The sequence below is a fragment of the Mycolicibacterium alvei genome (assembly GCF_010727325.1).
Classification (GTDB): Bacteria; Actinomycetota; Actinomycetes; order Mycobacteriales; family Mycobacteriaceae; genus Mycobacterium; species Mycobacterium alvei.
Genome location: NZ_AP022565.1, coordinates 759,756 through 785,970, shown reverse-complemented (window position 1 = coordinate 785,970; position 26,215 = coordinate 759,756). Strand labels below are relative to the sequence as shown.

The 26,215-nt window shown below is 66.6% G+C and carries 29 protein-coding genes; 11 read left to right on the top strand and 18 right to left on the bottom strand.

Annotated elements, in window-relative coordinates:
* Positions 1-76: 76 nt before the first annotated feature.
* The 3 genes from G6N44_RS03715 (at position 77) to G6N44_RS03705 (ending at position 1,752) form a co-directional block, all read left to right on the top strand.
* Positions 77-406 (top strand): ArsR/SmtB family transcription factor, encoded by a 330-nt coding sequence (locus G6N44_RS03715; protein ID WP_163661232.1) that lies wholly within the window; start codon positions 77-79, stop codon positions 404-406.
* A 76-nt stretch (positions 407-482) separates the two neighbouring features.
* Positions 483-1,100: a methyltransferase family protein gene (locus G6N44_RS03710; RefSeq protein ID WP_163661229.1), complete on the top strand. Its 618-nt coding sequence runs from the start codon at positions 483-485 to the stop codon at positions 1,098-1,100.
* A 13-nt stretch (positions 1,101-1,113) separates the two neighbouring features.
* Positions 1,114-1,752: a class I SAM-dependent methyltransferase gene (locus G6N44_RS03705; protein WP_163661227.1), complete on the top strand. Its 639-nt coding sequence runs from the start codon at positions 1,114-1,116 to the stop codon at positions 1,750-1,752.
* Positions 1,753-1,795: 43 nt separating this feature from the next.
* Here G6N44_RS03705 and G6N44_RS03700 read toward each other — a convergent pair whose 3' ends face one another.
* The 4 genes from G6N44_RS03700 to G6N44_RS03685 form a co-directional block, all read right to left on the bottom strand.
* On the bottom strand, positions 1,796-3,034 hold the full coding sequence (locus G6N44_RS03700) for a S1C family serine protease (protein WP_372508241.1): 1,239 nt from the start codon (positions 3,032-3,034) through the stop codon (positions 1,796-1,798).
* A 348-nt stretch (positions 3,035-3,382) separates the two neighbouring features.
* Positions 3,383-4,093: an alpha/beta fold hydrolase gene (locus tag G6N44_RS03695; protein WP_163661225.1), complete on the bottom strand. Its 711-nt coding sequence runs from the start codon at positions 4,091-4,093 to the stop codon at positions 3,383-3,385.
* Between the two features lie 104 nt (positions 4,094-4,197).
* A complete protein-coding gene (locus G6N44_RS03690; protein ID WP_163661223.1) occupies positions 4,198-4,608 on the bottom strand; it encodes a transglycosylase family protein in 411 nt (136 codons plus the stop codon).
* A 396-nt stretch (positions 4,609-5,004) separates the two neighbouring features.
* Positions 5,005-6,360 (bottom strand): alpha/beta hydrolase-fold protein, encoded by a 1,356-nt coding sequence (locus tag G6N44_RS03685; protein WP_163661221.1) that lies wholly within the window; start codon positions 6,358-6,360, stop codon positions 5,005-5,007.
* A gap of 284 nt (positions 6,361-6,644) precedes the next feature.
* Here G6N44_RS03685 and G6N44_RS03680 point away from each other — a divergent pair, with 284 nt between their 5' ends.
* Positions 6,645-7,283 (top strand): FKBP-type peptidyl-prolyl cis-trans isomerase, encoded by a 639-nt coding sequence (locus G6N44_RS03680; protein ID WP_179964471.1) that lies wholly within the window; start codon positions 6,645-6,647, stop codon positions 7,281-7,283.
* 47 nt (positions 7,284-7,330) lie between these two features.
* Positions 7,331-7,936 carry a class I SAM-dependent methyltransferase gene (locus G6N44_RS03675; RefSeq protein WP_163661219.1) on the top strand — a complete coding sequence of 202 codons (606 nt, stop codon included), beginning with the start codon at positions 7,331-7,333 and terminating at the stop codon, positions 7,934-7,936.
* Here the strand turns inward: G6N44_RS03675 and G6N44_RS03670 are convergent.
* Complete coding sequence (locus G6N44_RS03670; RefSeq protein WP_163661217.1) at positions 7,933-8,742, bottom strand: thioesterase family protein; 810 nt, start codon at positions 8,740-8,742, stop codon at positions 7,933-7,935. The two genes, G6N44_RS03675 and G6N44_RS03670, sit on opposite strands and share 4 nt — an antisense overlap.
* Positions 8,743-8,839: 97 nt before the next feature.
* Here G6N44_RS03670 and G6N44_RS03665 point away from each other — a divergent pair, with 97 nt between their 5' ends.
* On the top strand, positions 8,840-10,201 hold the full coding sequence (locus G6N44_RS03665) for a TIGR01777 family oxidoreductase (protein ID WP_163661215.1): 1,362 nt from the start codon (positions 8,840-8,842) through the stop codon (positions 10,199-10,201).
* On the opposite strand, the gene G6N44_RS03660 is transcribed toward G6N44_RS03665, so the two are convergent.
* Positions 10,191-10,658 (bottom strand): hypothetical protein, encoded by a 468-nt coding sequence (locus G6N44_RS03660; RefSeq protein WP_163669551.1) that lies wholly within the window; start codon positions 10,656-10,658, stop codon positions 10,191-10,193. The two genes, G6N44_RS03665 and G6N44_RS03660, sit on opposite strands and share 11 nt — an antisense overlap.
* 166 nt (positions 10,659-10,824) lie before the next feature.
* Here G6N44_RS03660 and G6N44_RS03655 point away from each other — a divergent pair, with 166 nt between their 5' ends.
* Entirely contained in the window at positions 10,825-11,022 is a 198-nt protein-coding gene (locus tag G6N44_RS03655) for a hypothetical protein (RefSeq protein ID WP_163660015.1), read from the top strand.
* Here the strand turns inward: G6N44_RS03655 and G6N44_RS03650 are convergent.
* From G6N44_RS03650 to G6N44_RS03640, 3 genes are read right to left on the bottom strand one after another with little or no spacing between them, the layout of a single operon-like run.
* Positions 11,019-12,368, bottom strand: a complete 1,350-nt coding sequence (locus G6N44_RS03650; protein WP_179964540.1) for an NAD(P)/FAD-dependent oxidoreductase — start codon at positions 12,366-12,368, stop codon at positions 11,019-11,021. The two genes, G6N44_RS03655 and G6N44_RS03650, sit on opposite strands and share 4 nt — an antisense overlap.
* Positions 12,369-12,393: 25 nt before the next feature.
* A complete protein-coding gene (locus G6N44_RS03645) occupies positions 12,394-13,563 on the bottom strand; it encodes an RNA polymerase sigma factor (RefSeq protein ID WP_163661211.1) in 1,170 nt (389 codons plus the stop codon).
* Positions 13,564-13,971 carry a YciI family protein gene (locus G6N44_RS03640; RefSeq protein WP_163661208.1) on the bottom strand — a complete coding sequence of 136 codons (408 nt, stop codon included), beginning with the start codon at positions 13,969-13,971 and terminating at the stop codon, positions 13,564-13,566. It lies immediately after the preceding gene.
* Positions 13,972-14,207: 236 nt separating this feature from the next.
* Here G6N44_RS03640 and G6N44_RS03635 point away from each other — a divergent pair, with 236 nt between their 5' ends.
* The gene (locus tag G6N44_RS03635) at positions 14,208-14,444 is read left to right on the top strand and encodes a hypothetical protein (RefSeq protein ID WP_163661206.1); all 237 of its coding nucleotides are present in this window, start codon (positions 14,208-14,210) and stop codon (positions 14,442-14,444) included.
* A gap of 2 nt (positions 14,445-14,446) precedes the next feature.
* On the opposite strand, the gene G6N44_RS03630 is transcribed toward G6N44_RS03635, so the two are convergent.
* The 7 genes from G6N44_RS03630 to G6N44_RS03600 all read right to left on the bottom strand — a co-directional run bounded on the left by G6N44_RS03630 (position 14,447) and on the right by G6N44_RS03600 (position 21,381).
* Positions 14,447-16,009, bottom strand: coding sequence for a threonine/serine exporter family protein (locus G6N44_RS03630; protein WP_163661204.1), 1,563 nt, complete (start codon positions 16,007-16,009; stop codon positions 14,447-14,449).
* A 33-nt stretch (positions 16,010-16,042) separates the two neighbouring features.
* Positions 16,043-16,933, bottom strand: a complete 891-nt coding sequence (locus tag G6N44_RS03625; RefSeq protein ID WP_163661201.1) for a CE1 family esterase — start codon at positions 16,931-16,933, stop codon at positions 16,043-16,045.
* Positions 16,934-17,160: 227 nt separating this feature from the next.
* Positions 17,161-18,174, bottom strand: a complete 1,014-nt coding sequence (locus G6N44_RS03620; protein ID WP_163661200.1) for an alcohol dehydrogenase catalytic domain-containing protein — start codon at positions 18,172-18,174, stop codon at positions 17,161-17,163.
* Positions 18,175-18,242: 68 nt separating this feature from the next.
* Complete coding sequence (cynS, locus tag G6N44_RS03615) at positions 18,243-18,710, bottom strand: cyanase (RefSeq protein WP_163661198.1); 468 nt, start codon at positions 18,708-18,710, stop codon at positions 18,243-18,245.
* A 26-nt stretch (positions 18,711-18,736) separates the two neighbouring features.
* Complete coding sequence (locus tag G6N44_RS03610; protein WP_163661196.1) at positions 18,737-20,599, bottom strand: fatty acyl-AMP ligase; 1,863 nt, start codon at positions 20,597-20,599, stop codon at positions 18,737-18,739.
* A gap of 9 nt (positions 20,600-20,608) precedes the next feature.
* On the bottom strand, positions 20,609-21,052 hold the full coding sequence (locus G6N44_RS03605; protein ID WP_163661194.1) for an SRPBCC family protein: 444 nt from the start codon (positions 21,050-21,052) through the stop codon (positions 20,609-20,611).
* Positions 21,049-21,381: an ArsR/SmtB family transcription factor gene (locus G6N44_RS03600; RefSeq protein ID WP_163661192.1), complete on the bottom strand. Its 333-nt coding sequence runs from the start codon at positions 21,379-21,381 to the stop codon at positions 21,049-21,051. Before G6N44_RS03600 ends, G6N44_RS03605 begins: the two co-directional genes overlap by 4 nt.
* 102 nt (positions 21,382-21,483) lie before the next feature.
* Between G6N44_RS03600 and G6N44_RS03595 the strand changes: the two genes are divergently transcribed.
* From G6N44_RS03595 to G6N44_RS03585, 3 genes are read left to right on the top strand one after another with little or no spacing between them, the layout of a single operon-like run.
* Positions 21,484-22,194: a DUF899 domain-containing protein gene (locus tag G6N44_RS03595; protein ID WP_163661190.1), complete on the top strand. Its 711-nt coding sequence runs from the start codon at positions 21,484-21,486 to the stop codon at positions 22,192-22,194.
* 34 nt (positions 22,195-22,228) lie between these two features.
* On the top strand, positions 22,229-23,812 hold the full coding sequence (locus G6N44_RS03590) for a class I adenylate-forming enzyme family protein (protein ID WP_163661188.1): 1,584 nt from the start codon (positions 22,229-22,231) through the stop codon (positions 23,810-23,812).
* Positions 23,809-24,495, top strand: a complete 687-nt coding sequence (locus G6N44_RS03585; protein ID WP_163661186.1) for a CPBP family intramembrane glutamic endopeptidase — start codon at positions 23,809-23,811, stop codon at positions 24,493-24,495. The genes G6N44_RS03590 and G6N44_RS03585 overlap by 4 nt, the downstream gene beginning before the upstream one ends.
* A gap of 4 nt (positions 24,496-24,499) precedes the next feature.
* Here G6N44_RS03585 and G6N44_RS03580 read toward each other — a convergent pair whose 3' ends face one another.
* Together G6N44_RS03580 and ripD are read right to left on the bottom strand one after the other, a co-directional pair.
* Positions 24,500-25,282: a hypothetical protein gene (locus tag G6N44_RS03580; protein WP_163661184.1), complete on the bottom strand. Its 783-nt coding sequence runs from the start codon at positions 25,280-25,282 to the stop codon at positions 24,500-24,502.
* 66 nt (positions 25,283-25,348) lie between these two features.
* Complete coding sequence (gene ripD / locus G6N44_RS03575; protein WP_163661182.1) at positions 25,349-25,966, bottom strand: NlpC/P60 family peptidoglycan-binding protein RipD; 618 nt, start codon at positions 25,964-25,966, stop codon at positions 25,349-25,351.
* Positions 25,967-26,215: the final 249 nt, after the last annotated feature.

The following is a 26,215-nucleotide window of genomic DNA, read 5'->3' as shown; positions in this document are numbered from 1 at the left end:
TTCGAAATGAGTAGGCGACTACCCCACTCGATAGTTCACTATTTTCTGAATACATCATGTGATGTACTCTCGGCCAATGGAGATATTGCCCCAGGTCGCAGTGCTTGCCCGATTCGGTCACGCCCTCTCGGACCAGACCCGGTCCAAGATCCTGCTGGCACTGAAAGATGCCCCGGGGTATCCGGCCGACCTTGCCGAAGCGGCGGGGGTGTCACGGCAGAGCATGTCCAATCACCTTGCCTGCCTGCGCGGTTGCGGGCTGGTTGTAGCGGTCCCGGAAGGTCGGCGTACCCGGTACGAACTTGCCGACCCCAAGCTCGCCCACGCATTGAACGATCTACTGCATGTGGTGCTGACTGCCGACGCCTCACTCTGCTCCAAGGCGGCATCCGACGGGTGCTGTTGATGACGGCAGAAAAGGACGCGAAGCGTGGCGCGACGAAACCTGTTGTGAACAAAGCGGGTCCGAGAGGATACCGATCATGGCCGTAACCGCACTGATTCTCTACCTGATTTTCGCGGCGCTGGGGTTCGGTTGGCGCAGTTGGGTTCAGTACCGACGAACCGGGTCGACCGGATTTCGTGGTATCAACGGCAGGCCCGGCTCGTTGGAATGGCTGGCCGGTGTCGGATTCGTCGTGTCAATCGTTGTCGGTGTGGCCGCGCCGGTGCTCCAACATCTCGGGTTCACAGCACCCATCGCCCTGCTACAGGCGCCATGGATCCAGTCAGTGGGTACGGTGCTGGCCGTAACCGGAATCGGCGCCACCGTCTACGCACAACTGGATATGGGCGAATCGTGGCGAATCGGGGTCGATCCCAGTGAGACAACAACGTTGGTACGCAGCGGAGTCTTCGGATTCGTTCGCAACCCGATCTTCACCGCCATGCTCGTCTTCGCCGGCGGTGTCGCACTCATGACGCCGAATCCGGTCGCACTCCTGGCCTTCGTCGTGTTGTCTACCACGATCGAACTTCAGGTCCGGGTCGTCGAAGAGCCCTACCTGTTGCAGACCCACGGTCAGGCTTATCGTGACTATTGCGTTGCTGTCGGACGATTCCTGCCCGGTGTGGGACGCAGCGACTTTTCCCAGCGATAACGAGGTGAATGCGATGGCGCCGACCGATGCCCAACGAGCCAAGTGGAACCGGTACTGGGACAAGAAATCCGCCAGCTACGACCGGGAGATGGGGTTCTTCGACCGCCACCTGTTCGGGGACTCGCGCCAGTGGGTATGCAGTCAGGCCACCGGCACCGTTCTCGAAGTCGCCGTCGGCACGGGACTCAACCTCGGCTTCTATCCCGACGACATCCAGCTGACGGGGATCGACTGGAGCAGGCCGATGCTGGATCTGGCCGAGCAACGTGCCGCCGAGCTCGGCCGCACCCCCACCCTGCGGCAGGCGGACGCCCACCATCTACCGTTCGATGACGCCAGCTTCGACACCGTCGTCTGCACCTTCGGACTCTGCGCCATTCCCGACCACACCCAGGCCCTCACGGAGATGACCCGCGTCCTGCGGCCCGGCGGAAAGCTCCTTCTGGTCGATCACATCCGAAGCAGTGCAGCGCCGGTGCGGGTGTTCCAGCGGGCCTTGGAGCTGTTCACCGTCCGGCTTGGCGGAGAACATTTCCTCCGCCGCCCTCTGGACCACCTTCGCGCCGTCAACGTCCTCGACGTCGAGCGCGTCGAGCGCTTCAAATTGGGCCTCATCGAGCGTGTCGTCGCCCACAAGCCCGCGACCAGCTGAGGAAAAGCGGGCGCCGATCACACGTTGACGTTGGCTTGTGCAGTTACGCCTGGACCTGCCCCAGCGTGACCTCGACAGTGCGCGAAGCGCCCGACGGATCCTCGTAGGCCAGCGTCACGGTGTCGCCCGGCGCCTTGGATCGCACGGCAGCGACCAGCGCATCCGGACCGTCGATCACCTGATCGTCGACCTTGGTGATCACCGCGCCGTCGGGCAGACCTGCCTCGGCTGCCGGGCCCCCGGCGACCACGCCGGCGACCGCCGCGCCGTGCGAATCGTCTCCGGAGAGTTGGACTCCCAGCGAAGCGTGCCGGACGGTTCCGGTCGAGACCAGCTCGTCGGCAATCCTTTTGGCCTGATCCACCGGGATCGCGAAGCCCAGACCGATCGAACCGGCCTGCCCGCCGCCCGAGCCCTGCCCGCCGCCCAGCGAGGCGATCGCCGAGTTCACCCCGATCAGGTCGCCGTTCATGTCGACCAGTGCGCCGCCGGAGTTGCCCGGGTTGATCGCGGCGTCGGTCTGAATGGCGCTCATCACCGAATGCTGGCCACTCCGCTCGTCGCCGGTTGAGACCGGACGGTTCAGAGAGCTGATGATGCCGGTGGTCACCGTCCCCTGCAGGCCCAACGGTGAGCCCACCGCGACGACGTTCTGCCCCACCTTCAGGTCCTTCGAGGAACCGATCATGATCGGTGTCAACCCGGACACGTTCTGCGCTTTCACCACCGCGATGTCGTCGTCGGGGTCGGTGCCGACGACGCTGAACGGCACCGTGCGCCCGTCGGACATCGTCACGGTCGCCTGCATCGCACCCCCAGTCCGGCCAGACGTCCTGGCCGACGGTCCGTCCGGCGAATACTCGTCGCCACCGGGGAACAGGCCGCGTGGCAATCCGGGGAACTGTCCACCGGGTGAGCCCTCGGCGGCCAGCGGCCCCTGCCTGTCCACGCCGCGGGCGGCAGCCGCCACGACGTGGTTGTTGGTGAGGATCAGACCGTCCTCGCTGAGGACGATTCCGGATCCCTCCTCACGCCCCTGCCCGGTGACGATCTGCAGCTTCACCACACTGGGAAGCACTTTGGTCGATACCTGTTCCACCGATCCGGCCGGTGCGGATCCCTTCGGCTGGATCGGGGCGGATCCGGTGGCCGGCGACGGGGTACGGGCGTGGTCAGCGACCGGCGCCTGGGCGATGGTCGTGGGCTTTCCGGACTGGTCGATCACTGCGACCGCTGCAACTGCGCCGGTAGCCATGGCCACCGCGGCAGTACCGGCGACCAACACGCCGACGCGGGACTTCTTCTTCGGCTGTGAAACCTCCTGCACCAGAGGCCCATCGAACTTCTGGGTCATCTCGGGATGCAGGCCATACGGAGGAGATGGATGCTGGTAACCGGTCCGGCTCCATGGGCTTGGATTCCGTTGATCTACCGCCTGTTTCACGTCCCAATCGCGATTGCCACTCTCCGGCGATCTACCCGACCAGTAATTCATTCCGTTTACTTCTTCCCTTGCGACACCGACAGACATGCGCCGTGCCGGCGCCTGCCTAGATGTTGCAGTCTCGTACTGAGCGTTTGCTGAGAGTGAGTTCGGTGACGACCAAGACTTTTCCAGCACTCGAAAGCGCTACTGCCGCTGGAATGTCCTCCGCTGAGCGCTGGCCAGGTCCTTCCCGGTGTCGAATTGCTGGAAGGTTTCCACACGGATAAACCCGAGCCGGTCGGCGGTGGTGACCATCGTCGGCGAGGAGATCGCACGCATCTGCTCGTCAGAGATGCGCTGATCGTTGATGTTCAGGACCTTCATCTTCTCGACGTAGGCGTCGAACCCCGCAGGGTCCAGCGTGTGCTCGCGGAACGATCGCTCGACGGGCGTCCCGGCGAACACGGCGGCGGTGAGGCCGCCGATCCCCTCGAACACCGACGGGTACCAGCCGTCCCGGTCGAACGTGGCCGACATCGACACCAGTTTTGCCACCAGCGCCGGGTGACGGATCGCGAGTTGCAGCGCGACACCGCCGCCCTGCGAATAACCCATCACATCAGCACGATCCACCTGCAACGCGTGCAGCAACGCCGCCGCATCGTCAGCGAACTGCTCGTAGGACATCGACCGTGGTGCATCCGGAGTTCGGCCGTGACCCTGTTGGTCGAACACGATCACGGCCCGCTCACGCGAAAAAGCCTCCGCCCAGGTCTGCATCGAGTCCGTGGCCATGAATGCACCCGGAATCAACAGCAACGGCGGCGTCGGGCCCCCGAGCGTGCCGTACACCTCGTGATAGAGGTTCAACCCGTTGATCGGCAGGTAGCCACCTCGCGCAGTCGTCGCGCCCATGAATGCTCCTGTCGAAATCTGTCCACCGAATAGTTCCGCTGAAGTAGACCCCCGCGGTGCCAGAAACTCATCGTGCGATACCGGAGAGGTTGCGAATATCGGTGTCAGGACAGCGGATTGAGCACCAAGGTGCACAGCCGCGGCAGGTTCCCCAGGGGAATCCAGACCATCACCTGGCGGCAGGTCCCTGAGGCCTGGCCCATCGGCCCGCCGCAGACCGGCCAGGCACCGAGACCCTGGGTCTGCAGCACATTGCGCGCCACGCGGATCTGCTCCTCGCGACTCGCTGCGGCCGGCGATCCCGATCCGCCGTGGGAGGACCACGTGGCCGGGGCGAACTGCAACCCTCCGTAGTAGCCGTTGCCGGTGTCAGCCGCCCAGTTTCCACCCGATTCGCATTGAGCCATGGCGTCCCAGTTGGGTTCGGCACCAGCGTTCGGGACCGCAAGGAGGGTCTGAGCCAGGGCGATCGCACCGAAAAACCCGAATACGGTGACGACCTTGGGCACGCGCATGTCGATCCCTTCACGACGCTGTGCACTGCGGCGCACGCCGGTAATGGCGGGGCGACAGACCATTTCAGCCCATCGTGATGCATGAGTTTACTGATGGGGCGAAAGTAAAATAGCCGTGCTAGAGAGTCTAATTATCTTCTTTGAGTTTATTTAATAGTTATGGGTTTTCTGTGACCAATGAGGACAGTCCCACCACGCCCGCGGACCCTAAAATCCCAGTTCAGTCCATGCTCGACCGCAGCGGACGCTCGATCCGTGCGTGCGGCGTCTCTCACAGAGTCGGGGCGCCAGAATTGTGAAAATTGCAGCCTGCTGTGAATTTTGTTTCACATGCGTTGGCAGTGAAAGAAATGAATTCTGTTGCTTATGTGACTGGTGAGGTAGAAGTGGTTGGTGTTACATCGGATTATTCGTTACGGCTGCGGGGCGTAACCGGGCGATGATCCCGTCGAGGTCGATGAAGAACATGTCGGGACGGAAGACATGGCCCCCGGGCACCTCATGCGCTTCATACGGGATTCCGGCGTGATCCAGCAGTCCGCGGAACTCGCGCTGGCCGGCCAGCACCTCGGTCTCGTTGGCGCTGTCGAACCAGTTGATCGGATCCGGACTGGTCCCCGCGACAAGGAAGACGCGCTTGTTGCGGTAGCTCTCGATCCGCTCGACCGGGTTGTCGGCACTGACCCTGGCCTGATCCCAGAGGGGGGCGCCATAGACCGTGCCGCCGGCCAGATCGAGAACCGCCGACGTGATATTCGCCCAGTGCACGACGAGGCCGAAATCGCGGCGCAGGCTCGCCGGGCCCGAATGGGCACTGACCGACGCGAAGTGGCCGTAGTACTTGGCCGCGTATTTCAGCGCACCGAAGCCGCCCATCGAGAATCCGCCGACCGCCCGGCCGTCGTACTCGGCGTATGTCCGGAAGTTCGCCTCGATCCAGGGCAGCAGCTGGGCGATGTGGAATGTCTCCCAGTTCCGCGGTCCGACGAATGAGGTGACCGGGTTGGAATACCAGCCGGCATGCCCGCCATCGGGCATCACCACGATGATCGGCTTCCCGGCGGTCCAGTCGCGGATGCCCATGAAGTCGAACGAGCGGAAATCGTCGTTGCCGCCGTGGAACATGTAGAGCACCGGATAGGTCCGCCCGCTGGTGTGGTAATCGTCGGGAAGCAGGACGTTGACGCCGGGGTTCCAACCGATGGCCGCGGTCTGGAAACGGTAGTACCACAGGCGGGGATCGTTCTCGTTGCGGTCCACGATCCGCAGGCCGAATCCGTCGCCGCGCCCGGTGAATATCACCAATGTCTGCCCGGGGTTTATTGCGCCCGGGTCGGGGATGCCGTTCACGCCGGCGATCGGTGGATAGAACGATGCGTCACCGTAGAAGCGTGATGCCAACGCCGACAACGTATCTCCGGGGGCAACCGAGTATTTTCTCAGTTCCGGGATGATCAGTTGCTGACCGGGATTGATGGCCGCATCGGGGGCGAGGCCGCTGGCGGTGGCGATCAGCCGCGACAGATCGGCCTGTCCATAGAAGCGCGACGCCAAGCGCGACAACGTATCCCCCGGAGCCACTGGGTATCGCGTGTAGTCGGGAAAGAGCAGCCGTTGGCCCACCTGGATGACGTTGGGATCGGGTATCCCGCTGGCCGCGGCGATCAGTCGATACCGTTCGGCATCCCCGTAGAACCGCAATGCCAACGCTGACAGCGTTTCCCCCGGCACGACCGTGTGAATCCTGACCATGTCCCCTCCCTCAGTTGCAACGCCCCCCGGTCCCAGCGCCTGGGTAACGACGCCGGTTGCCCTGATGCCAACAAGTCTAGGCTCGCGACCGACAGCGCGAAATGGTTGATTTCTAAGGCATTACGCGTTCCCGGCGGGCACACTCACCGACGCTCGCGCCGTGTACGTCGAGGCGGGCCCGAACGTTTCGAACGGTATGCAGAGATCGCGAAGCGGTTGTCGGCAGGGTGACCCGGACGGGCTATCGCCAGGCACCACCCCGACCCGCTGTAGCGTGGCCAAGCATGAACTACTCTCGCGTGCCCTCCTCCGTTGCGCTCGTGGCCTGTGCCGCGACGTTGACCATGGCGCTTGCCGCCTGCGGCTCCGACACGGACACCTCCGCGGCCTCGTCTTCGACGAGCACGCCATCGGTCGCTGAGGTGCTCACGCCCTCCATCGCCGAGACTGCCACCGAGGCCAGCACCTGCCCGACGACGGCGCCGCAGGGCGAAGGGACCCCCGAATGGACGCTGTCCGGGGCTACCGGAAGCGTCGCGGTCACCGGGTCCACCGACGCGGCCGCTCCGGTGGTGAAGGTGACCGGACCCTTCACCGTGGCCGAGACCCAGGTCCACACCCTGAAGGCCGGGGACGGACCGGTCGTCGGGCCGTCAGCGAACGTCTCGGTGTGCTACATGGGTGTCAACGGACGTGACGGATCGGTGTTCGACAGCAGCTACCAGCGCGGCGAACCGGTCGACTTCCCCCTCAACGGCGTGGTGCCCGGCTTCCAGAAGGCCATCTCGGGACAGAAGGTCGGCTCCACGGTGGCCGTCGCGATGACCTCTGCCGACGGTTACCCCGAGGGGCAGCCGGCCGCGGGCATCCAGCCCGGCGACTCGTTGGTCTTCGCGATCAAGATCCTCGACGCTCAAGGCTGAGTCACACCGCCCACCGGCGCCCGGGACCGACTTGTCACAATGCTCCTATGGTCGAGCGGAGCATCTGGATGCAAAAAGTGGCGGCGGATCCCGGACATTCGGATTGGTACGTCGAACGCTTTCGCGCCATGGAGCGCGCTGGTGAGGACCTGGCCGGCGAGGCCCGTCTGGTCGACGCGCTGTCGGCACGCAATGCCCGCATCCTGGACGCCGGCTGTGGTCCCGGCCGGGTGGGTGGATACCTCGCCGAGGCCGGGCACCAGGTGGTCGGTGTCGACGTCGACCCGGTACTGATCGAAGCGGCCGAGAACGACCGTCCCGGTCCGCGCTGGCTCGTCGGCGATCTCGCCGAACTCGACCTGCCGGCACGCGGTATCGCCGACCCGTTCGACGTCATCGTGTCGGCGGGAAACGTGATGACCTTCCTCGCCCCGAGCACCCGGGTACAGGTTCTGACGCGCCTGCACGCGCATCTCGCCGACGATGGCCGCGCGGTGATCGGATTCGGAGCCGGCCGCGAATACGAGTTCGGTCAGTTCTTCGACGACGCGGCTGCGGCCGGGTTCGCCACCGACCTGTTGCTGTCCACCTGGGATCTCCGGCCATTCACCGAAGACTCGGACTTCCTGGTGGCGATCCTGCGCCGCGCCTAACCCGAGCCGTTCGGGCTGAAGTTGAAATTGGCGATCGCGGTGGACAACCCGGTGCCGATCGGGCCCGACGGGTCGTACAGGCACGCACTACAGGTGGCTACCCCCTCAGCGCTGGTGTGGGTCAACGCCGCCATACCGATGTAGGGGCCGACCGGCAACCGGCTCAACGCCAGCGTGTAGTCCGCGTTGATGAAGGCCAACCCGGCCGAACTGAAATTGCCCATCGAACTCGTGACGTCAACCGCCAGCGCCGTCCGGACGAACGGTGTGAGCGCTTCGCCGGCAACCAACTCGCGGACCTCGCGCAGCCATGCGTACCGGGGCCCGCACTGCTGCCACGGAAAACCCTCACCCGTCGATTCAGCATCCGGCCCATAGGGCCGGATGAACATGGGTACGTTGTCGTCGAAATCCGCCGGCTGCTCGGGTAGCGGTGGCAGGTCGATCGACGTGCTCCAGAACTCCCCCTCGGGTTGGGCGCCGCGCCGCAGATACAGCGCCGAGGCACGGGCCACCAGCTCACCGCCCTGGGTCATCGCCGCGTCGACCGCCTGCATCCGCGAGCCTGCCCTCACCACCGACGCGGTGACACAAACCGAAGCGCTTGCGACCCGACGCAGTATTTCCACGGTGAATCGCGCCGGCTGCAGGTCCTCGTCGGTGACGAGTTCTTCCACGGCACGGGCCAGGAGACCACCGACCACCTGACCGCCCAGGGTCGGCCCCCAGCCTCCGTGCGCGATCGTGTTGGGTACGAACCCGTCATCGCTGCTCACAAAGTATGGCGTCGTCGCAGTGAGCTCCACAGATACACCTCTCGTCCGACCTTCAGGCAAGTGCAGACACTATTACAGATATCGATACCGTTGGAGCAACGATATTGTGGACAGGTAACGTCGATCGATGGGATTGCTGTACTCCAGCGTCATCGACGCCCCACGCGACGAGGTCTTCGGCTGGCACCGCCGACCCGGCGCGTTCGCCCGACTGTCACCGCCGTGGCAATCGATGAAGCTCAAATCCGAGGCCGCCTCGCTGCGTGACGGCCGTGCCGAACTCGCGCTGCCCGGCGGATTGCGGTGGGTGGCCCAGCACCAGGCCGACGCCTACGACCCACCACGGCGCTTCGTCGACAAGATCGCCAGTGGCGGGCCGGCCTCACTGCCGGCGGCACTGGCGATGCGCTGGAAGCACATTCATGATTTCGAGGCCATCGACGCCACCCACACACGCATGGTCGACCGGGTGGAGACCCCGATTCCCGGTCAGTTCCTGCGGCCGATGTTCGCCTACCGCCATCGCCAGTTGGCTGACGACCTCGCCGCCCATCAGCGCGCCCGGGCGCACGGGTTGACACCCCTGATCGTCGCCGTTACCGGCGCGTCCGGGCTGGTCGGTTCGGCGTTGACCGCGTTCTTGAGCACCGGCGGCCACCAGGTGATCCGGCTGGTCCGCCACGCCACAACGAAACCTGATGAGCGGCAATGGAATCCGGATGCTCCCCATCCGGAACTCTTCGCCGGGGTCGACGCGGTCATCCACCTGGCCGGCGCGTCGATCGCCGGCCGGTTCACCGAAGGGCACCGCCGCGCGATTCGCGACAGCCGCATCGAGCCGACCCGCCGGCTCGCCGAACTCATCGCCGAGACCGAGGGCGGCCCGAAGGTCGTGGTCAGCGCGTCGGCGGTCGGCCTCTACGGATACGACCGCGCCGACGAGGTTCTCACCGAGACCAGCGAACGCGGTGACGGTTTCCTGGCCGACGTCGTGGCCGACTGGGAGGAGGCGCTGGCCCCCGCCGAACGCTCCGGTGTCCGGGTAGTGCGTGTCCGGACCGGGATCGTGCAGTCCCCGAGTGGCGGCACCCTGCGACTGCTGCGGCCCTTGTTCACGGCCGGGCTCGGCGGCCGCATCGGCGACGGACAACAGTGGCTGCCCTGGATCGGGATCGACGACCTGGTTGACGTCTACCACCGCGCGTTGTGGGACGAACAACTATCCGGCCCGGTCAACGCCGTGGCACCAGAGCCGGTGCGCAATGCGGAATACACCGACACGCTCGGCCACGTTCTGCATCGTCCGACGGTTCTGCCGGTGCCGACGCTCGGGCCACGGTTACTGCTGGGCGACCAGGGTGCCCGTGAACTGGCATGCGCCAGCCAACGGGCGGTTCCCGCGGTCCTGACCGCCGCCGAACACCATTTCCGCTATCCGCACCTGGATCAGGCGCTGCGCCACGTCTTGGGGCGCCCGGTTACGGCGTAGCAGCAGCCGGCGGCGCCGGCTGCTGACCCGGCGCGTTGTACTCGTACCCGGGCGGCGGCGGACCGTTGAGCGAGTAATAGCCAGGTGGCAACGCCGGGCCGGCGGGACCGCTGCCGGGTACCGGCGCCGTGGCCGGTGTCTCCGAGCCGGGGGCGTTGATCGAGACGTACCCCGGCGGCAAGGGAGGTGGCGGGCCGGCGCCCGGCGGGGGCGCGACCGCACCCTGGGGTGCTTCCGCGGCGCCCTGGAACCCTTGCGGGTCGCGGGCCTGGTGCCACAGATCGCGCAGTGTGCCGATCGGACCGGAACCGTACTGCCCCGAGCCGTACACGGGGTTGGCGATCTCCGGTACCTGTGGCGGGCCGGCCGGCGCGGGCGGCGGCGCTGGATCCACGGACGCGGGCCCGGGATCGGGGACTATCGGATCTGCTGCTGCATGGCCGGCGCCGACCAGCATGGCGCCTGCGACGGTCAGGCCTGCGATCGCGAGCTTCGCCCGTGTGCCGGGCAGCGTGGCGCAGTGCGCGTCGGTGATCAATCCGGCCGTCCTCTCGGTTACTCCCGCCCAAAACTGCCGCTCGGGAAACGCGGCGAGTACCGGGCGGTCCGTGCATCGTCGCACAGTGACCTTGGTGTTCGCGCACCGTCGGCCGAACGCAGCCCGGCTGCCCGGCGATGTCGGCGACCCCCTACATGACATCGTCATGGGTTACGACCGGCTGGTCTTGGCCGCCGGCAGCCCGGTCGTGCGACCGAATATCCCCGGACTGCGGGAATTCGGTTTCGACGTCGATCCGTTGGCGATCGGCAGCAGGTGCTAGCGGTCGTTTCCGTTCGGCGGCAGCTCAGGCGGCGGTGTCGGCGCATCCCAGGTGGTCCACGTATAGCGCTGCTCGGGCAGGCCGGCGGCACCGAGCATGAACGCGCGGTGCCCTCGGTTCTCGCGGGCGATGGTGGTCAGCCAGGTGGTCACCGTGCTGACCCGGTTGCGCACGCCGGTGAGGAAGGCAATATGGATGAAACCCCAGGCCAGCCAACCGAAGAAGCCGGCAAGCTTGACCGGGCCGACCTGTAGCAGTGCCTGGCGGCGGGCGATGTAGGCCGCCGAACCGAGGTCCCGGTAGCGGAACGGCCGCCGGGGTTTGCCGTCGAGTTCCCGGCGGACGCACGAGGCGACGTGGAGCCCGCCCTGCATCGCGTTCTCAGCGACACCCGGCAGATTCTCGCGGCCCGCCAGGTCTCCGATCACGAAGATCTCAGGACGGCCGTCGATCGAAAGATCAGGCCCCACAGAGATTCTCCCACTGCGATCAGCTTCCACCCCGAGAACCTGCGCGAGGTGCCGGGCGAACGGCACCGCCTCGACCCCGGCCGTCCACAACACGGTTCGTGCCGCGTACTGCTCGTCGGGGCCACCGGCCTTCGGGCTGATGGTCACCCCGTCCCGATTGACGTCGGTCACATGGACTCCCATGTGTAGCTCGACGCCCAGTTTCTGCAGCGACTTCGTCGCCTTCTCCCCCAACTCGGAACAGAAGGCCTTCAGCACCCGCTCCCCGCCGTCGAACAACAGCACCCTGGCCTCTTCGGGTTCGATGCTGTGGAACTCGTGAGCCAAAGTGCGCGTGGCCATCTCGCGGATCTGCCCGGCCAGCTCGACCCCGGTGGGACCGCCGCCGGCGACAGCGAACGTGAGCCAACCGTCCCGCTCCGGACCCGGTGGCAGCGTCTCGGCGATCTCGAACGCCGTGAAAACCCGCTGCCGGATGTTGAGTGCGTCGTCGAGCGTCTTCATCCCGGGTGCCCACTCCGCGAAATGTTCTTTGCCGAAGTAGGACTGCTGCATGCCCGCGGCCACCACGAGGACGTCGTAGTCGAGGGTGAACGTCGTCTCATCCGGCCGGCGGGCCGTGACCCGGCGCGACTCGGGATCGAGGTCGATCGCGTCACCGAGCAACGTGGTGACGTTGCGGTGACGCTCGAACTCCTCGCGCAGCGGTCGGCTGATCTGGCCAAAGCCCAAGGTCCCGGTGGCACATTGGTAGAGCAGCGGCTGGAACAGATGTCCGGCTGCCCGATCGAGCAGGGTCACGTCGACGTCGACGCCGCCCAATCGACGTGCACAGAACAGCCCGCCGAATCCCCCACCGATGATCAACACTCTCATCCGACTGTTGCCCACAAATAGGAGGTTAACCGCCGTCGCTGGAAATGCGACCGTGCAGGGCAGAGGCGCGCAGAGTGAGGTGGTTGCGCTCGGCCAGCGAATGCGCCTCGCCCGCAGCCTGCACGTACAGCCGTGCGGCCATTGAGATGTCCCCCGCCCGCTCATGAATGTAGGCCGCCGCCGCGGTGTGGCGCGGCAGCGCCGGGTCGAGTTCGGCGAGCGCCGCCAAACCTGCTTGCGGCCCATCGGCTTCACCCAATGCGACTGCGCGGTTGAGGCGCACCACCGGGCTGTCGGTGAGCGCGACGAGTTCGTCGTACCACTCGACGATCTGCGCCCAGTCGGTCTCCTCGGCCGACTGGGCGTCGGCGTGCAGCGCCGCCACCGCCGCCTGCGCCTGGTACTCCCCGAGCCGGTCACGAGCCAGTGCGGCCTGCAGTACGTACACGCCCTCGGTGATCAGGTCGCGGCGCCACAGCGTGCGGTCCTGCTCGGCCAGGGGAACCAGGATCCCGCCGGCCTGGGTACGCGCCGGACGCCTGGCATGGTGCAGCAGGAACAAGGCCAACAGTCCCGCGACTTCCGGATCGTCGGTGGTTCGGGCCAACTGGCGGGCCAGCCTGATCGCTTCGGCTGCCAGGTCGACATCGCCGCTGTACCCCTCGTTGAACACCAGGTACAGCACCCGCAACACGGTGCGCAGATCGCCGCGACGATCCAACCGAACCGCGCTCACGGTGCGTTTGGCACGGCTGATCCGTTGGGCCATGGTCGATTCCGGCACCAGATAGGCCTGCGCGATCTGACGCGTGGTCAGGCCGCCGACCGCGCGCAACGTCAGCGCGACCGCTGACGACGAGGTCAGGCTCGGGTGCGCGCACAGGAAGTAGAGCTGCAGCGTGTCGTCAGCCGCCGGCGTGGGTCCGGCGGCCGGTTCGGTCGCGACCCGGATCTCACGGTTGCGCCGCGTCACATCGGAGCGGGTGACGTCGAGGAAACGCCGCCACGCCGTGGTGATCAGCCAGCCCTTCGGATCGTCGGGTTGGCGGCGCGGCCAGGTTTCCCAGGCCCGGACCAGGGCTTCCTGCACGGCGTCCTCGGCCGTCGCGAAGTCGGCCCCGCGGTGGACGAGGGCGGCCAGGACACCGGGGGTCAGATCCCGGAGCTGCGCCTCGTCCACCGCACCGGCAGCCATCTACTCGGTGACAGTCGGTGGGGCGGTCAGAAACGGGCGCACCTCGAGCCACTCGTGGATGGGCCGCCCGCCCGCACCGGGCGCCGCCGACAGTTCTCCGGCCAATGCCACGGCGCGCTCGTAGGACTCGACGTCGACGACCATCCAGCCCGCGATCAGGTCCTTGGTTTCGGCGAACGGGCCGTCGGTCACAGGCGGCTTGCCCTCACCGCCGTACTGGACCCACGTGCCCTCCGGGGCCAGGGCCTGACCGTCGACGTACTCGCCGCTGTCCTTCAGCCGATCGGCGAAGTCATTCATGTACTGGATGTGGGCCTGGATCTCGTCGGGTGTCCACTGGTCCATCGGGATGTCGTTGACGGATGCCGGCGCGCCTCGGTAGTGCTTGAGAAACAGGTACTTGGCCATGAGATTCTCCCTTCAGATTCGCGACCCTAGTTGGTCGCTCATCTCTGGGACGGAGCCATCGCGACGTTCTCGACATCGAAGACCGAAATATTTCCGATCTCGGTGTCAGGCTATGTCGCGCGGGTCAGGATGACGGATGACCCCGTTGCCGACCACACGTGCAGACGCAATCACTTCGTGTGGCTAAGCTTCGGGTATCCAAGTTCTTCTACAGTCAAGCACCGAGGTGGACATTCATGTTCGGAAGCAAGGCAACCCTGGCCACCATCGCGGCCACCGGCCTGATCGGGGCCGCCCTCGGCCTCGGCACCGCCATCGCGGGCGCGGAACCGGATCCGAGCCTCCCGCCGCCGCCGAACGCGCCGAAGAAGCCGGCCGAGACGTGGCAGGGCAAGCAGATGGTCTGGTGGAACCTGCCTGCCGGCGGCCACTGGGGCGTCTGGGTCAACGGCGACTTCCTCCCGTTCACCTGATTTCAGTTGCCGGGCTCCGCGCTCTCGTCACCGTCCGACTCCTCGGCCGGGACTGCTTCCAACGGGACACTTTCCGCGCGTGGAGCGCCGGCAGCCGAGGGGTTGTCGGCCGGTTGGAGGCGGACCACCACCTGACCCACTGCCCGGCGTAGCCCGGGCGGTCCCTCTTTACGGAAGAACTCGCCGATGCGTCCGGCACGGTACCGCAGCGGCGAGCCGAGCAGCTCGCCCATCACCACACCGCTGCCGAGTGCCAATGCCGTCGCCGCCGCACTCAGCAGGTGCGCCAGCCCCTGACTGAATTTCTCATCGACGGCGAAGGCGAACACCGCCCAGAACACTGAGAGGCCCGGCAGCATCGGCATGATGCCGGCGGTCGCCGTCACCAGCGCCGGAGATTGCCGGCGAATGGAAATCAGGGTGGCCAGAAGTCCGACACCGACCGCTGCGATCCCGGTGGCCGCCCACTGGCCGAACCCGGCGGTCCCGAGTCCGATCAATGTCAGCTCGGCCAGCCCGGCCGCCAACCCGGCGGTGGGCAACGACCGCAGCGGCGCATAGCTGGCCATGGTCAGGCACACCCCGGCCAGCGCGGCACCCACGACCGCCAGAAAGATCGGCAGCGGTCCTCTCGGTGTGATGAAGGTGCCGGCCGTGTTGACGTGCAGTTCGATCTGGATCCCCAGGAGCGCCGCAGCCTGCAGTGCACCGGTGATGCCCACGACGATTCCCGCCGTGAGAAACACGGCGTCCCCGAGTCGCGCGACGGCGGTGACCATGTAACCGGTCAACGCGTCCTGCACGGCACCGACAAAAGTCATGCCGGACAACAACAACACGATCCCTGTCGCGACCAGTGCGCTGAGGCCCTGGCCGGTGTACTGATAGGCGGCCAGCGCGATCAAGGTCGCGATCGCCGCCCCGACCGCGTGCTGGAAGAAGAACGGCGTGCCGATTCGGTTCAGCAGCCGGCCGACCCGGTCGATCAGTGCGGCCGTCACGGTGGCCAGCAGACAGGTCAACCAATTGCCGCCCAGCAGCATCGCGATACCGAGCGCGAACCCCGCCCACCCGGCGGTCGCGAGCCACCGGGGGAACGGATGCGGGCTCTCGGTCAGCTCATCCATCGCCTCGTGCGCCTCGTCGACGGTGATACCGCCGGCGGTGATGCGCCGCACCAGTCGATCGAGCTCGGCGAGCCGGGTGTAGTCCGTGGATCTGGTCCGCACCGCCCGCATGATCGTCACCGGCGGACTGTCCGCGGTGGGTAGTGCCGAGACGATGATCGTCGCGACGGTGATGTCGACGACGCAGTCGGTGAGCCGGTAGGCCGCCGCGACGTCCTGAGTAGTGGCGACCACGTCGGCGGTGCCCGAGCCCGACGACAGCATGACCTCCGCGAGCCGGATGGTCAGGTCGAGGACCTTGCGGGTGTGCACGTCGCCCATACCCGCCGACGCCCGACTTCGTCGGCCGGCGACCGGCGCCGGGTCGCGGCGCCCTCGCAGTGCCATGCGCAGCCCCCCGCGCAAGCGATCCCTGCCGTTCAGACCTTCCTCAGCCATCGTTGAAAAGCGTACTGATCGACGGCCGAGTGACTATCTGCCGTGCGAGGCGAAGAACTGCGCGGACGCATCCGAGGCATCAAAGGCACGGCTGGCTGCTCCGACGGACTGCACCGGAAGAATCTCGGGGACGCCCGGCCACGTGTGCCCGCCGCCGTCGACCCGCATGAACACCACCGAGGTGCCACCGGCACACCCATCGGAGGCGATGCGGTGGGTTTCGGTGCCGTCGCCGGTGCTGGGCAGCACCTCGTCAGACGGAGCCGGGCAACCGTCGACCTGGCGCCACCGGTCCACCATCGCCGGCCCCGACACCACCGTGCTACCGCCACCACGCCCCGACATCGGCCCGCCGGTGAACGGCACGACCGGGTCTGCCGTCCCGTAGGTCGCGAGAACCGAAACAGGCCGCGACGGATTGCAGCCCACATTCGTCCCCAGGGTCCCGGCGACCGGGGCGATCGCCGCGAACAGATCGGCGCGATCGCACGCCAGGCGGTTCGCCATGAACCCGCCCGCCGACAGACCGGTGGCGAATACCCGACCGCGCGGGATGCCGTTCTCGGCGACCAGGCGATCGACGAGGGTCGAGATGAACCCGACATCGTCGACCCCTTGGCGGTCCGGCACCGAGGCGCCACGGCCGTCGGCCCAGCTGTAATCGATGCCATCGGGGTAGATCACGGCGAACCCGTGAGCGTCGGCCACCGCGTCGTAGTGGGTGAGCGCCGCCTGATCGGCTCCGGTCGCGCCGGCGGCGTGCAGATTGACCACCAGCCCGGAAGGTGGGCCACCGGCCGGCAGATGGAGCCGGTAGGTGCGCATGATGCCGCCGAAGTCGAGCTGCGCCGACGGTAAGGGTGCGGCCCACGCGGGTGTTGGCGCGGCGGCGCATCCCAAGAGCGCGATGAGCGCGGCGGACATCACTGTTCTGAGACGTCCCGGCGTGAAAAGGACCGGGGCAGAGTAGATTTCACGGGCAAACTCTTGGGCAATACCAGGTGACCTACCGGAGAGAAACTCGCAGGCAACCGTCGCCATCCGCCTCCACGCCATCCCGGCCCCCACCGATTCGTCGTCCAGCAAACGAAGTCCCGACGCTACCCGTTCGCTGTGGCCAGTGGGGCGAGATAACCGGATTCGACCACCGATCAGACGGTCAGGACCATGCGGTAGCGCGCCTGCCCCTGCTCCATCGCGGCGTAGGCGCTCGCCGCGTCGTCGAGTGGATGCTCCTCGATCCGGGCCCGTACCCCCGACAGCACCGCAAAATGCATCGTCTCCTCGACGTCACGTGCCGTTCCCGACGGGTGCCCGGAGATACTCAGCGCCGGCTGGATCAGTTGCACCGGGCTGATGGGCAACGGATCGGCCGACACCCCGATCGCGACCAGTTCCCCACGCGGCGCGAGCCCGCCCACGGTGTCGGCCATCGCCTGGGAATTGCCGACCGTGGCCAGCACCACTGCCGCGCCGCCCAGGTCCCGCAGCGCTGAACTGACATCCCCGGCGGTCGAGTCGATGTAGTGCCGTGCCCCCAGCGAACGGGCATCGGCTTCCTTGCCTGATCCGCGGGCGATGGCGACGGTCTCGAAGCCCATCGCGTGGGCGAACTGCAGGCCGAGGTGCCCCAGGCCTCCGACGCCGAGGACCGCGACCACGTCCCCGGGGAGGGCACGGGTGTGGCGGAGCGCGTTGTAGGTCGTCACCCCGGCGCACCCCATCGGAGCGGCCTCGGCGAAGGACAGTTCGTCGGGAATCCGGGCGAGTGCGTTGGCTGGCACCGTCACCGATTCCGCGTAGCCGCCCGGATAATGCAGGCTCGGTATCTGCCCCTTTTCGCAGTGGATGAACAAGCCCTTACGGCAGGGAATGCAGACCCCGCAGTGTCCGCCGAACCATCCGATCGCCACCCGGTCACCTACCACGAAATCGGTGACTCCCGCGCCCACTTCGACAATGGTGCCGGCGATCTCATGGCCCGGGGTGAGCGGCCAGGCGATGCCCGGGAACCCGCCGTTGACGATGGCCCGATCGGTGCCGCAGACCCCGCATGCCGCCACGGCGACCCGAACCTGTCCCCGATCGGGCGAGACAGTTTGGGCGTCAACAAGTTCCAGCGCACCGCCGGAAGACTGGACGTGAACAGCTCGATGCACAGCCATGAGGATCCTTACCGTCGCCGCAGGGATACCTGGCAATCATGGACCGTCAGCGGCGCGCTTGGCCAGGATCAGCAGCGAACCACTTTTTCGGCCGCGGTCCAGTCGTAGGGCAAGAACTTGCCGTCGAAAGTCACCACCACGCGGTCCCCGGCGGGGTGCGATTTGCGCTGGATGTCGACGCTGAAGTTGATGGCGCTCATGATGCCGTCACCGAACTGCTCGTGGATGACTTCCTTGAGCGCCCCTCCGTACACCTGAAGTGCCTCGTAGAACCGGTAGATGGTGGGATCGGTAGGAACCGCCGTCGGTAAACCGCCGCGCATCGGCACCCCGGCCAGCACCGGGATCACCGAATCGTCCAACCCCAGCATGTCCGCGATGATCTTGCCGGACTCGGCCGGAACCGGGTGCTGTCCGAGCAATGCCGACACCGTCCACACCACAGGTTTGTCGATGGCGTCGGCCAACTGCTGCCACGTCAGACCCTTGGTCAGGCGGGCTTCCACGATAGCGGCGGTGATCTCGTCTCTGCTCATACCAGCAGCATGCCTGCGACGCGTGGTCACCGCACGCCCAACGTGCCCTCCAGATACTCACCGCGACAAGCGACCCGGGCCAGCTTGCCGCTGGTGGTCCGCGGGATCGCTCCGGCCGGAAGGAAACGTAGATCCACGATGGTCAAGCCGTGCCGGGCGGCCACTGCGGTTCGGATGGCATCGCTCGCCTCATCGGGGTCAGCGCGGTTGGTGCCGCCCGCACGTTCGGCGATGACCACCAGCCCGGCGCCGTCACCATCCGCACCGGGATCGGAGTTCACGGTGAACGCGGTGACATAGCCACGTCGGACCAGCGAGGAGGCCTCTGCCACGGTGGCCTCGATGTCCTGCGGGTAGTGGCTGCGACCGTCGATCTGCACGAGGTCAGCCATCCGCCCGGTCACATAGAACTGCCCCTCAAAGTACACCCCGAGATCGCCGGTGCGCAGCCAGGTGGCGTCCTCGGCAAGCCCGTCGGCGTGACTGCCAGAGACAAGGCGCGAGTGCAGCGACACGCCGAACACCTTGCGTGTCTCCTCCGGTCGGCCCCAGTAACCCCGACCGATGTTGTTGCCGTGCAACCAGATCTCCCCGACCACGCCGTCGGGCACCTCCTCGAAGCGACCGTCGGCAGTCGCCGGGTTGACGATCACCGCCCACAGGCTGCGCGCTGGATGGCCACAGGACACGTGTGCGATCGCACCTTCAGCGTGGGCGCTGACGCTGACCGCCCGCCCGACCGCGAGCTGCTCGCGGTCGAAGTAGACCACCGATGGCTGTTCAGCCGGGGCAATCGTGGTGATCAGCAGTGTCGCCTCGGCAATGCCGTAGGACGGCTTGAACGCGGTGGGCGGTAGTCCGTACGGCGCGAACGCCTCGTTGAATGCCGTTATCACCTCGGGGATCACGGGTTCCGATCCGATGATGAGCACCACATTGCTCAGATCGATGTCCTCCCCCGCGGCGGGCACTCCGCGCTGGGCCGTCCACTCATAGGCGAAGTTCGGCGCGGCGGTGATGACCCGGCCGTGCTTCGATGCCTCCGACATCGCCCGGACCCAGCGCTGCGGGCGACGAATGAACGCGGTCGGCGACATCAGGGTCGAGTGCCCGCCGTACACCGCGGGGAACCCGATCATGGACAGGCCCATGTCGTGGTAGAGCGGTAACCAGCTGAGTCCGTGGGTGTTTCGGTTCAGCAGGTCGATGGACAGGATCATCTGCAGCAGGTTGGTGCCGACCGCACGGTGGGTGATCTCCACGCCGACGGGTGGGCGCGTCGAACCCGAGGTGTACTGCAGGTGGGAGACGTCGTCGGGGTCGACCACGAGGGGGGTGAAGCTGCCCCCCACCGAATCGGGTACCTCGTCGATGACCACCACCTCGGGGCGCACGGTGTCCGGCAACTTCGCGAGGAACGCCGTCACGGCGTCGGCGGCGGCTGCGGTGGTGAGCACCGTGGTCGGACGGGAATCGAGCAGCGCAGTTTCCAGTCGTTCGGCGTGACCCTGCAATTCCGGCGCGAACAGCGGCACCGCGATGTTGCCGGCCTTGATCGCGGCGAAGAAGCCGACGACATAGTCAAGCCCCTGCGGGGCGAGGATGGCGACGCGATCACCGCGCGCGGCAACCCGCTGCAGCAGCGCTGCGACGGCCCGCAGCCGAACTCCCAGCTGCGTCCAGGTCAGCTCGAAGACCTCTTCCTCGGCGCGGCTGTAATCCAGGTAGCGGTAGGCGACCAGGTCACCGACGTGGGCAATGTTGCGCTCGATGAGCGAGATCAACGTGGTGCCCGGCGGCAGCTCGATGCCGCCGTCCGCATCGAGGCAGTCCTCGATGCGGAGCAGGCCCGCCGGAGCGTCGTATTGAACCTGGGTGCCGCTGTTCATGCCTGCAGTCTAGGTTGCGGCACTTTCGATGAGGTCTCCCAACTGCTCGAATGTGAGGGTCCACCCGCTGTGGAAGTTGTCGAATTCCTCTGGCGGTAAAAGGGAATGCTCGATCGACATCATCGTCTGCCCGTCCCCGGCAGGCTCGAATTCGACGTTGACGATGCTGACCACGGTCGGATCGGTCCAGTTCGAGTTGCTCCAGGTGAACCGCAGCACCCGGGGCCGGTCGATCGTCAGGAACTGTCCGGTGATCAGCACGCTCGCGCCGGAATCGTCGATGTCGAACCGCACCAGCCCACCGACCCGGGGTTCGACCGCAACCTCGACGCAGTACACCGGTCGCGGGCACATCCACTCACGCAGCGCCTCGGGGTCGAGCCATTGGTCGAACACCACATCGGGAGCCGCGGGCATCAGCCGTCGCACGCGGACCGTCGACGCCTCGGTCATCGGGAATCCGCCTTACGACGCAACCGCGCGGCCAGTGCATCGGCGCGGCTCGACCAGAAGTCGGTTTGCTCACTCATCCACTGCTGAGCCATCGTCAGCCCGTCCTGCTTGAGCGACACCCAATGCTCGCGACCCCGGATCTCGCGCTGTACCAAGCCCGCGGCTTCCAGCACCCCGACATGGCGCGAGACGCCGGCGAACGTCATGGGCAACGGGGCGGCGAGGTCGCTGATCCGGGCGTCGCCCTCACGCAGGGCCTCCAGCAGCCGCCGACGGGTCGGATCGGCCAGGGCCGAATATGCGCGGTCCAGAACTTGATCTTCAACCACCTTGTTGACTATAGCGGTGACCCGTGGTTCGCTCGAAGGAGTTATTAAACCAATATGTTGAATATTGGCAGGCCCCGCAACAGACCGACGACGGGAGCGGACATGAAGACCCCACCGATCGTGCCGGCCGCCGACTGGCAGGCCGCACTCGACGAAATGCTGGTCAAGGAAAAGGAATTCACCCACGCACGGGACCGGCTCGCGGCACTACGCCGGCGCATGCCGTGGACGCCGGTGGACAAGGACTACGAGTTCGAAGGCCCGGAAAGCGCAGCGACCCTGCTCGACCTGTTCGCCGGGCGTCGACAGCTGATCGTGTACCGCGCCTTCCTCGACCCAGGCGTGCACGGCTGGCCGGAGCACGGTTGTGTCGGCTGTTCGCTGATGGCCGACCACATCGGCAACCTGGCCCATCTCAACGCCCGCGACACCACGCTCGTCTACGTGTCGCGCGGCGCGCAGGCCGACATCGCCCGGATCAAGGCCCGCATGGGGTGGAGCCATCCCTGGTACACCATGGTCCCTCGGGCCGGCACGGCGTTCGATGTGGACTTCGGGGTCGACGAATGGCACGGCACCAACGCGTTCATCCGCGACGGAGACCAGATATTCCGGACCTATTTCATCGACAACCGCGGCGACGAAGCCTTCGTCAACACCTGGAACTTCCTGGACATGACCGCGCTCGGCCGCCAGGAGACCTGGGAGGACTCCCCAGCGGGCTACCCGCAGGTCTCGCCCTACGAGTGGTGGTCCTGGCATGACGCCTACCCCGAGCCGCGCGAGCACTGTGCCGCCTGCGGAAGCCACTGACGGACCGCGCTCACCCGTTGGAGAAGATGGGGAGGTGACGCCATCCCCGCTGACCATCCCCGCTCTGCTGCAGCACAGCGTTTCCGAGTTCGGTGAGTCCACCTACCTGGTCACCCCCACCGACCGGCTCACCTACCTCGAGGCCGAACAACGGTCCGCGCACCTGGCGCGCTGGCTGTTGCACGAAGGGGTGGGCAAGGGCAGTCGCGTGGGCTTGTTCTTCCCCAACGGCGCCGAGTGGGTGACCTGGTGGCTGGCAATATCACGAATCGGGGCGGTGGCGGTGCCGCTGAGTACGCTGTACACCCCGGCCGAGATCGCAAAGGTGTTGCGCCTGGCCGATATCGGACTGCTCATCGCCCCCGGCACGGTGCTGAACATCGATGTCGCCGAACGGCTGGAAGCGGCACTGCCCGAACTGGCCGGCCACTCCACGCGCCGACTGGTCCTTCGCGCCGCCCCTTATCTGCGCCGCATCGCGCTGATCGGTGACATCTCCCGCCCTTGGGCGTCACGTGCGTGCGATGAGACGACGACCGACGAGGTGCCGGTCGAAGTCCTGGCCGCCGCGGAAGCCGAGGTCTCCCCCGCCGACCTCGCCATCATGGTGCACACCTCTGGATCCACCGCCGATCCCAAAGGTGTCCTGCACACCCACGGCACGCTGGTGCGCCAGACGTCGACCTGGCCCGCCGCCATCCGGGCGATCACCGGGTCGCAGGACTCGTCCCGGGTCCTGTGTGCCATGCCGTTCTTCTGGATCGGCGGACTGCTCGCGGTCACCGGGGCACTGCACGAACCCGTCACCCTGGTGGCCATGCCGAAACTCGATCCGGAAACCGCACTGAATCTGGCCGAGCGGGAACGGATCACCGGGATCGTGGGTTGGCCCGCCTTCACCCAGAAGATGCGCGACCATCCGTCGTTCGCCGACCGCGACCTGAGCACAGCACCGATGCTGCGCGACGGCCCGCTGGACATCGCCATGACCGACGTACCCGACGGATTTCCGGTGCACCGCACCATGTCTGAGACCGCGGGCGGATTCGTGTTCACCGACATGGCCATCGTCGACGAGCACGGTTGCCCGGTCCCGTCCGGGGACACCGGCGAACTCCTGGTTCGCGGTATCGGGGTGATGGCCGGTTACAACAAGCGGGAGCGGTCGGAGACCTTCGACGCCGACGGCTGGTACCACACCGGCGACAAGGTATACCGGCGCGACGGCGATCCCCGACTGTTCTACGTCGGGCGCACCACTGACCTGATCAAGGCCGCCGGGGCCAACGTCTCCCCGCTGGAGGTCGAGGCCGTCATCGCCGCGTCCGCCGACGTGGCGCAATGTGTGGTCGTCGGCATCGACGATCCTCAGCGCGGCGAGGAGGTCTGTGCGGTCGTGGTACCCACCGCGGACCTCGACCTGGCGGCACTGGCCGCCCACACCCGGGAACAGTTGTCTGCCTACAAGGTGCCCACCCGCTGGGTGCTGACCGACAGCGAACGGATCCCCACCCTTGCCAGCGGAAAGTTCGACCGGAAAACCCTGCGGCAGTTGATCGTCGACGGAGAGATCGAGACGGTGCGACCGGACGGCACGCTCAGCTTCGGATCGAAGTGATCGCACATCGCTGGGGCCTCGGCGCCTTCGTCGTCGTCGAGGCCGTCTATCTGCTCACCTCGGTCGCATTCGGTTTTTTCGCGCCGCCGGGCCCGCCGCCGGCCTGGTTGATCACCCTGGCGATCGGGGTGCCCACCCTTGTCGCCGCGGCGCTGGCCGTCGCCATCGCGAAATGGCGCGGCAACGGTGCCCGCATCGACTTTCGATGGCAATGGTCCTGGCGTGCATTCGGTCTCGGCTTGGCATTCGGTATCGGCGGACTGTTCATCGCCCTGCCGGCCGCGTTGCTGTACCAGTCGATCGTCGGACCCGACGCGACCTCCGCGGTCGGCGGGGTCTACGAAGGCGTTCGGACCGGGTGGCCACTGGCGGTGACCGTCCTGCTCCTCGTCGCGTTCATCGCACCCATCTGCGAAGAGGTGGTGTACCGCGGACTGCTGTGGGGTGCGCTCGAGCAACGCTGGGGACGCATCGTCGCGGTGATCGTGTCCACCCTGGTATTTGCCCTGGCCCACCTGGAACCGCAGCGGGCTCCGCTGCTGCTGGTGGTCGCCATCCCAATTGCATTGGCGCGGCTGTACTCCGGAAGTCTGTGGGGCGGCATCATCGCCCACCAGCTGACCAACCTGCTGCCCGGCATGGTGATGATGTTCGGACTGTTGGGAATGATGCCGGCCCATTGAGGTGCTACTTCCTGCGGTCGCGCACCTTGTACGTCGAGGGCCACGACATACGGGACTCATCGCCCACCAACGGCGTTCCCGAACCACCGACACGAACGTCGTAGGCTTCCTGCCCGGCACCGACCTCGCGATTGGCGTGCTCTTGAGCCAGGTAGTACAACTGGTCGATCTCGGCCTCCGAGAACGCCACGAAGGTGGTCTTCCGCACGATGTCGTTGATGCCGGCCGTCATCCGGTCGGGCAGGATGCGCGACGCCAGCGCGGCCAGGCCGAGCAGGATGAACGGGATGACCCAGTAGCAGATGAACGACAGCGGCGTCTTGGTGTCCAGAATCGTGGCGTCGCCCTGCACGATCGGCGGGATCGCCGAGGAGATCGTCATCCCGGCGAATGCCCCCACCCAGATCCAGGTCAGGATCTTGACGATCCGTTGGAACAGATCGCTTTCCACGACTCCGGGCGGTTGGCCCGCCGCCGCGAACTCCAGCACGAACGGCTTGCCGACCAGCAGGCCGACGAGGGCGACCAGGAAGATCCCCGCGGTGCTCAACGGCTGTATCCAGCGCTCCATGACGTCCTGGCTCAGCACCAGGGTCAAGATGGTCAGCACGATGAAGGTCGCGAGCGCACCGACCTCCAGGGTGCGCCCCGGTGCGCCGGAGATCCGGCTGATGGTGAACGTCGCGATGGCCGTCGCCAGCGCCACCAGCACGGCGACGAGGAACGGCACATTGCCGACGAGTACCCAATAGATGATCCACGGCGCGAAGCCAAACAGGATGCCCACGAGCGCCTAGTCTAGGGGCTTACCGTTGGTCCGACGGCTACCACCCGCCGGACGGCTATCGATCGATCAGGCGATGATGCGGACCAGATAAGGGGTCATGCCCTCGCCGCGCACCGGTGTGACCGCAACCGCGGGATCGGTGCCCTGGATCATCTGGTTGTTGCCGAGGTAGAGCGCCACGCTCTGGGTGCCCTCGGGACCGTAGAAAATCAGGTCACCGGGCAGTGCCTGGGCGGGCAGCACCTTCTGTCCGACCTTGTACTGCTCGCCGGAGGACCGCGGCATCTTCACCCCGACTCCGCCGAACGCATAGACGATCAGTCCGGAGGCATCGAATCCGACCACATTCGCCGAGGGATCCGGCGTGACGCCGAGACCCGGAGTCAGGACCGGGGCCGCCGGAGCGGCCACCGTGGGGGTCGACAATCCCGGAGTCAGGCCGCCCGCGAGCGGCGGTGCCGCCGGAGTCAGGGCCGGGAGGCCGCGGGCGACGCCACGTGTCGGCCCGTTGACGTCCCCGCCTCCGTAGCTGAAGGGCACACCGCGCTGCGACATCGCGCGCGCGATCACAATGTCGATAAATTTCTGGTTGCCGGTCGGGCGTTCGATCGGTGCGGCGCCGGCCAGTCCGGGAGCCGCTACCAGAAATGCCAGACTCAACAGCAGGGCAAAGGTACGTCTCATCGAACATCAACTCTCTCGACCGTGAAAAGGAGGAACCGACCGCTGGTCGTTGTCAGCCGGATCAACCATTTGTACCGCCGAGTAACCGAATTTCCCAATTAGTTTGGGGCACAAGCTCAATCAGATGCAGTACCGTGACCCAACAGTTACCGCGGGCGCCGTGCACAGCCAGTGGCCGCCGGGCTGGGCGCCGACCATGTCGGCAAAGCACTTGCCGTAGGTTCGGTTTGACCGCGCGACCCCGAAAAT

Excerpts from the sequence above, each read along its gene's own strand:
- G6N44_RS03610 (WP_163661196.1), bottom strand. The coding sequence starts at position 20,599 with ATGAACAGCGGCACCCAGGTTCAATACGACGCTCCGGCGGGCCTGCTC.
- G6N44_RS03695 (WP_163661225.1), bottom strand. The coding sequence starts at position 4,093 with ATGGGCGCGACGACTGCGCGAGGTGGCTACCTGCCGATCAACGGGTTG.
- G6N44_RS03630 (WP_163661204.1), bottom strand. The coding sequence starts at position 16,009 with ATGGCTGAGGAAGGTCTGAACGGCAGGGATCGCTTGCGCGGGGGGCTG.
- G6N44_RS03665 (WP_163661215.1), top strand. The coding sequence starts at position 8,840 with ATGGGATTGCTGTACTCCAGCGTCATCGACGCCCCACGCGACGAGGTC.
- G6N44_RS03605 (WP_163661194.1), bottom strand. The coding sequence starts at position 21,052 with ATGACCGAGGCGTCGACGGTCCGCGTGCGACGGCTGATGCCCGCGGCT.
- G6N44_RS03645 (WP_163661211.1), bottom strand. The coding sequence starts at position 13,563 with ATGGCTGCCGGTGCGGTGGACGAGGCGCAGCTCCGGGATCTGACCCCC.
- G6N44_RS03680 (WP_179964471.1), top strand. The coding sequence starts at position 6,645 with ATGAACTACTCTCGCGTGCCCTCCTCCGTTGCGCTCGTGGCCTGTGCC.
- G6N44_RS03705 (WP_163661227.1), top strand. The coding sequence starts at position 1,114 with ATGGCGCCGACCGATGCCCAACGAGCCAAGTGGAACCGGTACTGGGAC.
- G6N44_RS03710 (WP_163661229.1), top strand. The coding sequence starts at position 483 with ATGGCCGTAACCGCACTGATTCTCTACCTGATTTTCGCGGCGCTGGGG.
- G6N44_RS03690 (WP_163661223.1), bottom strand. The coding sequence starts at position 4,608 with ATGCGCGTGCCCAAGGTCGTCACCGTATTCGGGTTTTTCGGTGCGATC.
- G6N44_RS03640 (WP_163661208.1), bottom strand. The coding sequence starts at position 13,971 with ATGGCCAAGTACCTGTTTCTCAAGCACTACCGAGGCGCGCCGGCATCC.
- G6N44_RS03685 (WP_163661221.1), bottom strand. The coding sequence starts at position 6,360 with ATGGTCAGGATTCACACGGTCGTGCCGGGGGAAACGCTGTCAGCGTTG.
- G6N44_RS03660 (WP_163669551.1), bottom strand. The coding sequence starts at position 10,658 with ATGCTGGTCGGCGCCGGCCATGCAGCAGCAGATCCGATAGTCCCCGAT.
- ripD (WP_163661182.1), bottom strand. The coding sequence starts at position 25,966 with ATGAGACGTACCTTTGCCCTGCTGTTGAGTCTGGCATTTCTGGTAGCG.
- G6N44_RS03650 (WP_179964540.1), bottom strand. The coding sequence starts at position 12,368 with ATGAGAGTGTTGATCATCGGTGGGGGATTCGGCGGGCTGTTCTGTGCA.
- G6N44_RS03715 (WP_163661232.1), top strand. The coding sequence starts at position 77 with ATGGAGATATTGCCCCAGGTCGCAGTGCTTGCCCGATTCGGTCACGCC.
- G6N44_RS03635 (WP_163661206.1), top strand. The coding sequence starts at position 14,208 with ATGTTCGGAAGCAAGGCAACCCTGGCCACCATCGCGGCCACCGGCCTG.
- G6N44_RS03620 (WP_163661200.1), bottom strand. The coding sequence starts at position 18,174 with ATGGCTGTGCATCGAGCTGTTCACGTCCAGTCTTCCGGCGGTGCGCTG.
- G6N44_RS03625 (WP_163661201.1), bottom strand. The coding sequence starts at position 16,933 with ATGTCCGCCGCGCTCATCGCGCTCTTGGGATGCGCCGCCGCGCCAACA.
- cynS (WP_163661198.1), bottom strand. The coding sequence starts at position 18,710 with ATGAGCAGAGACGAGATCACCGCCGCTATCGTGGAAGCCCGCCTGACC.
- G6N44_RS03675 (WP_163661219.1), top strand. The coding sequence starts at position 7,331 with ATGGTCGAGCGGAGCATCTGGATGCAAAAAGTGGCGGCGGATCCCGGA.
- G6N44_RS03595 (WP_163661190.1), top strand. The coding sequence starts at position 21,484 with ATGAAGACCCCACCGATCGTGCCGGCCGCCGACTGGCAGGCCGCACTC.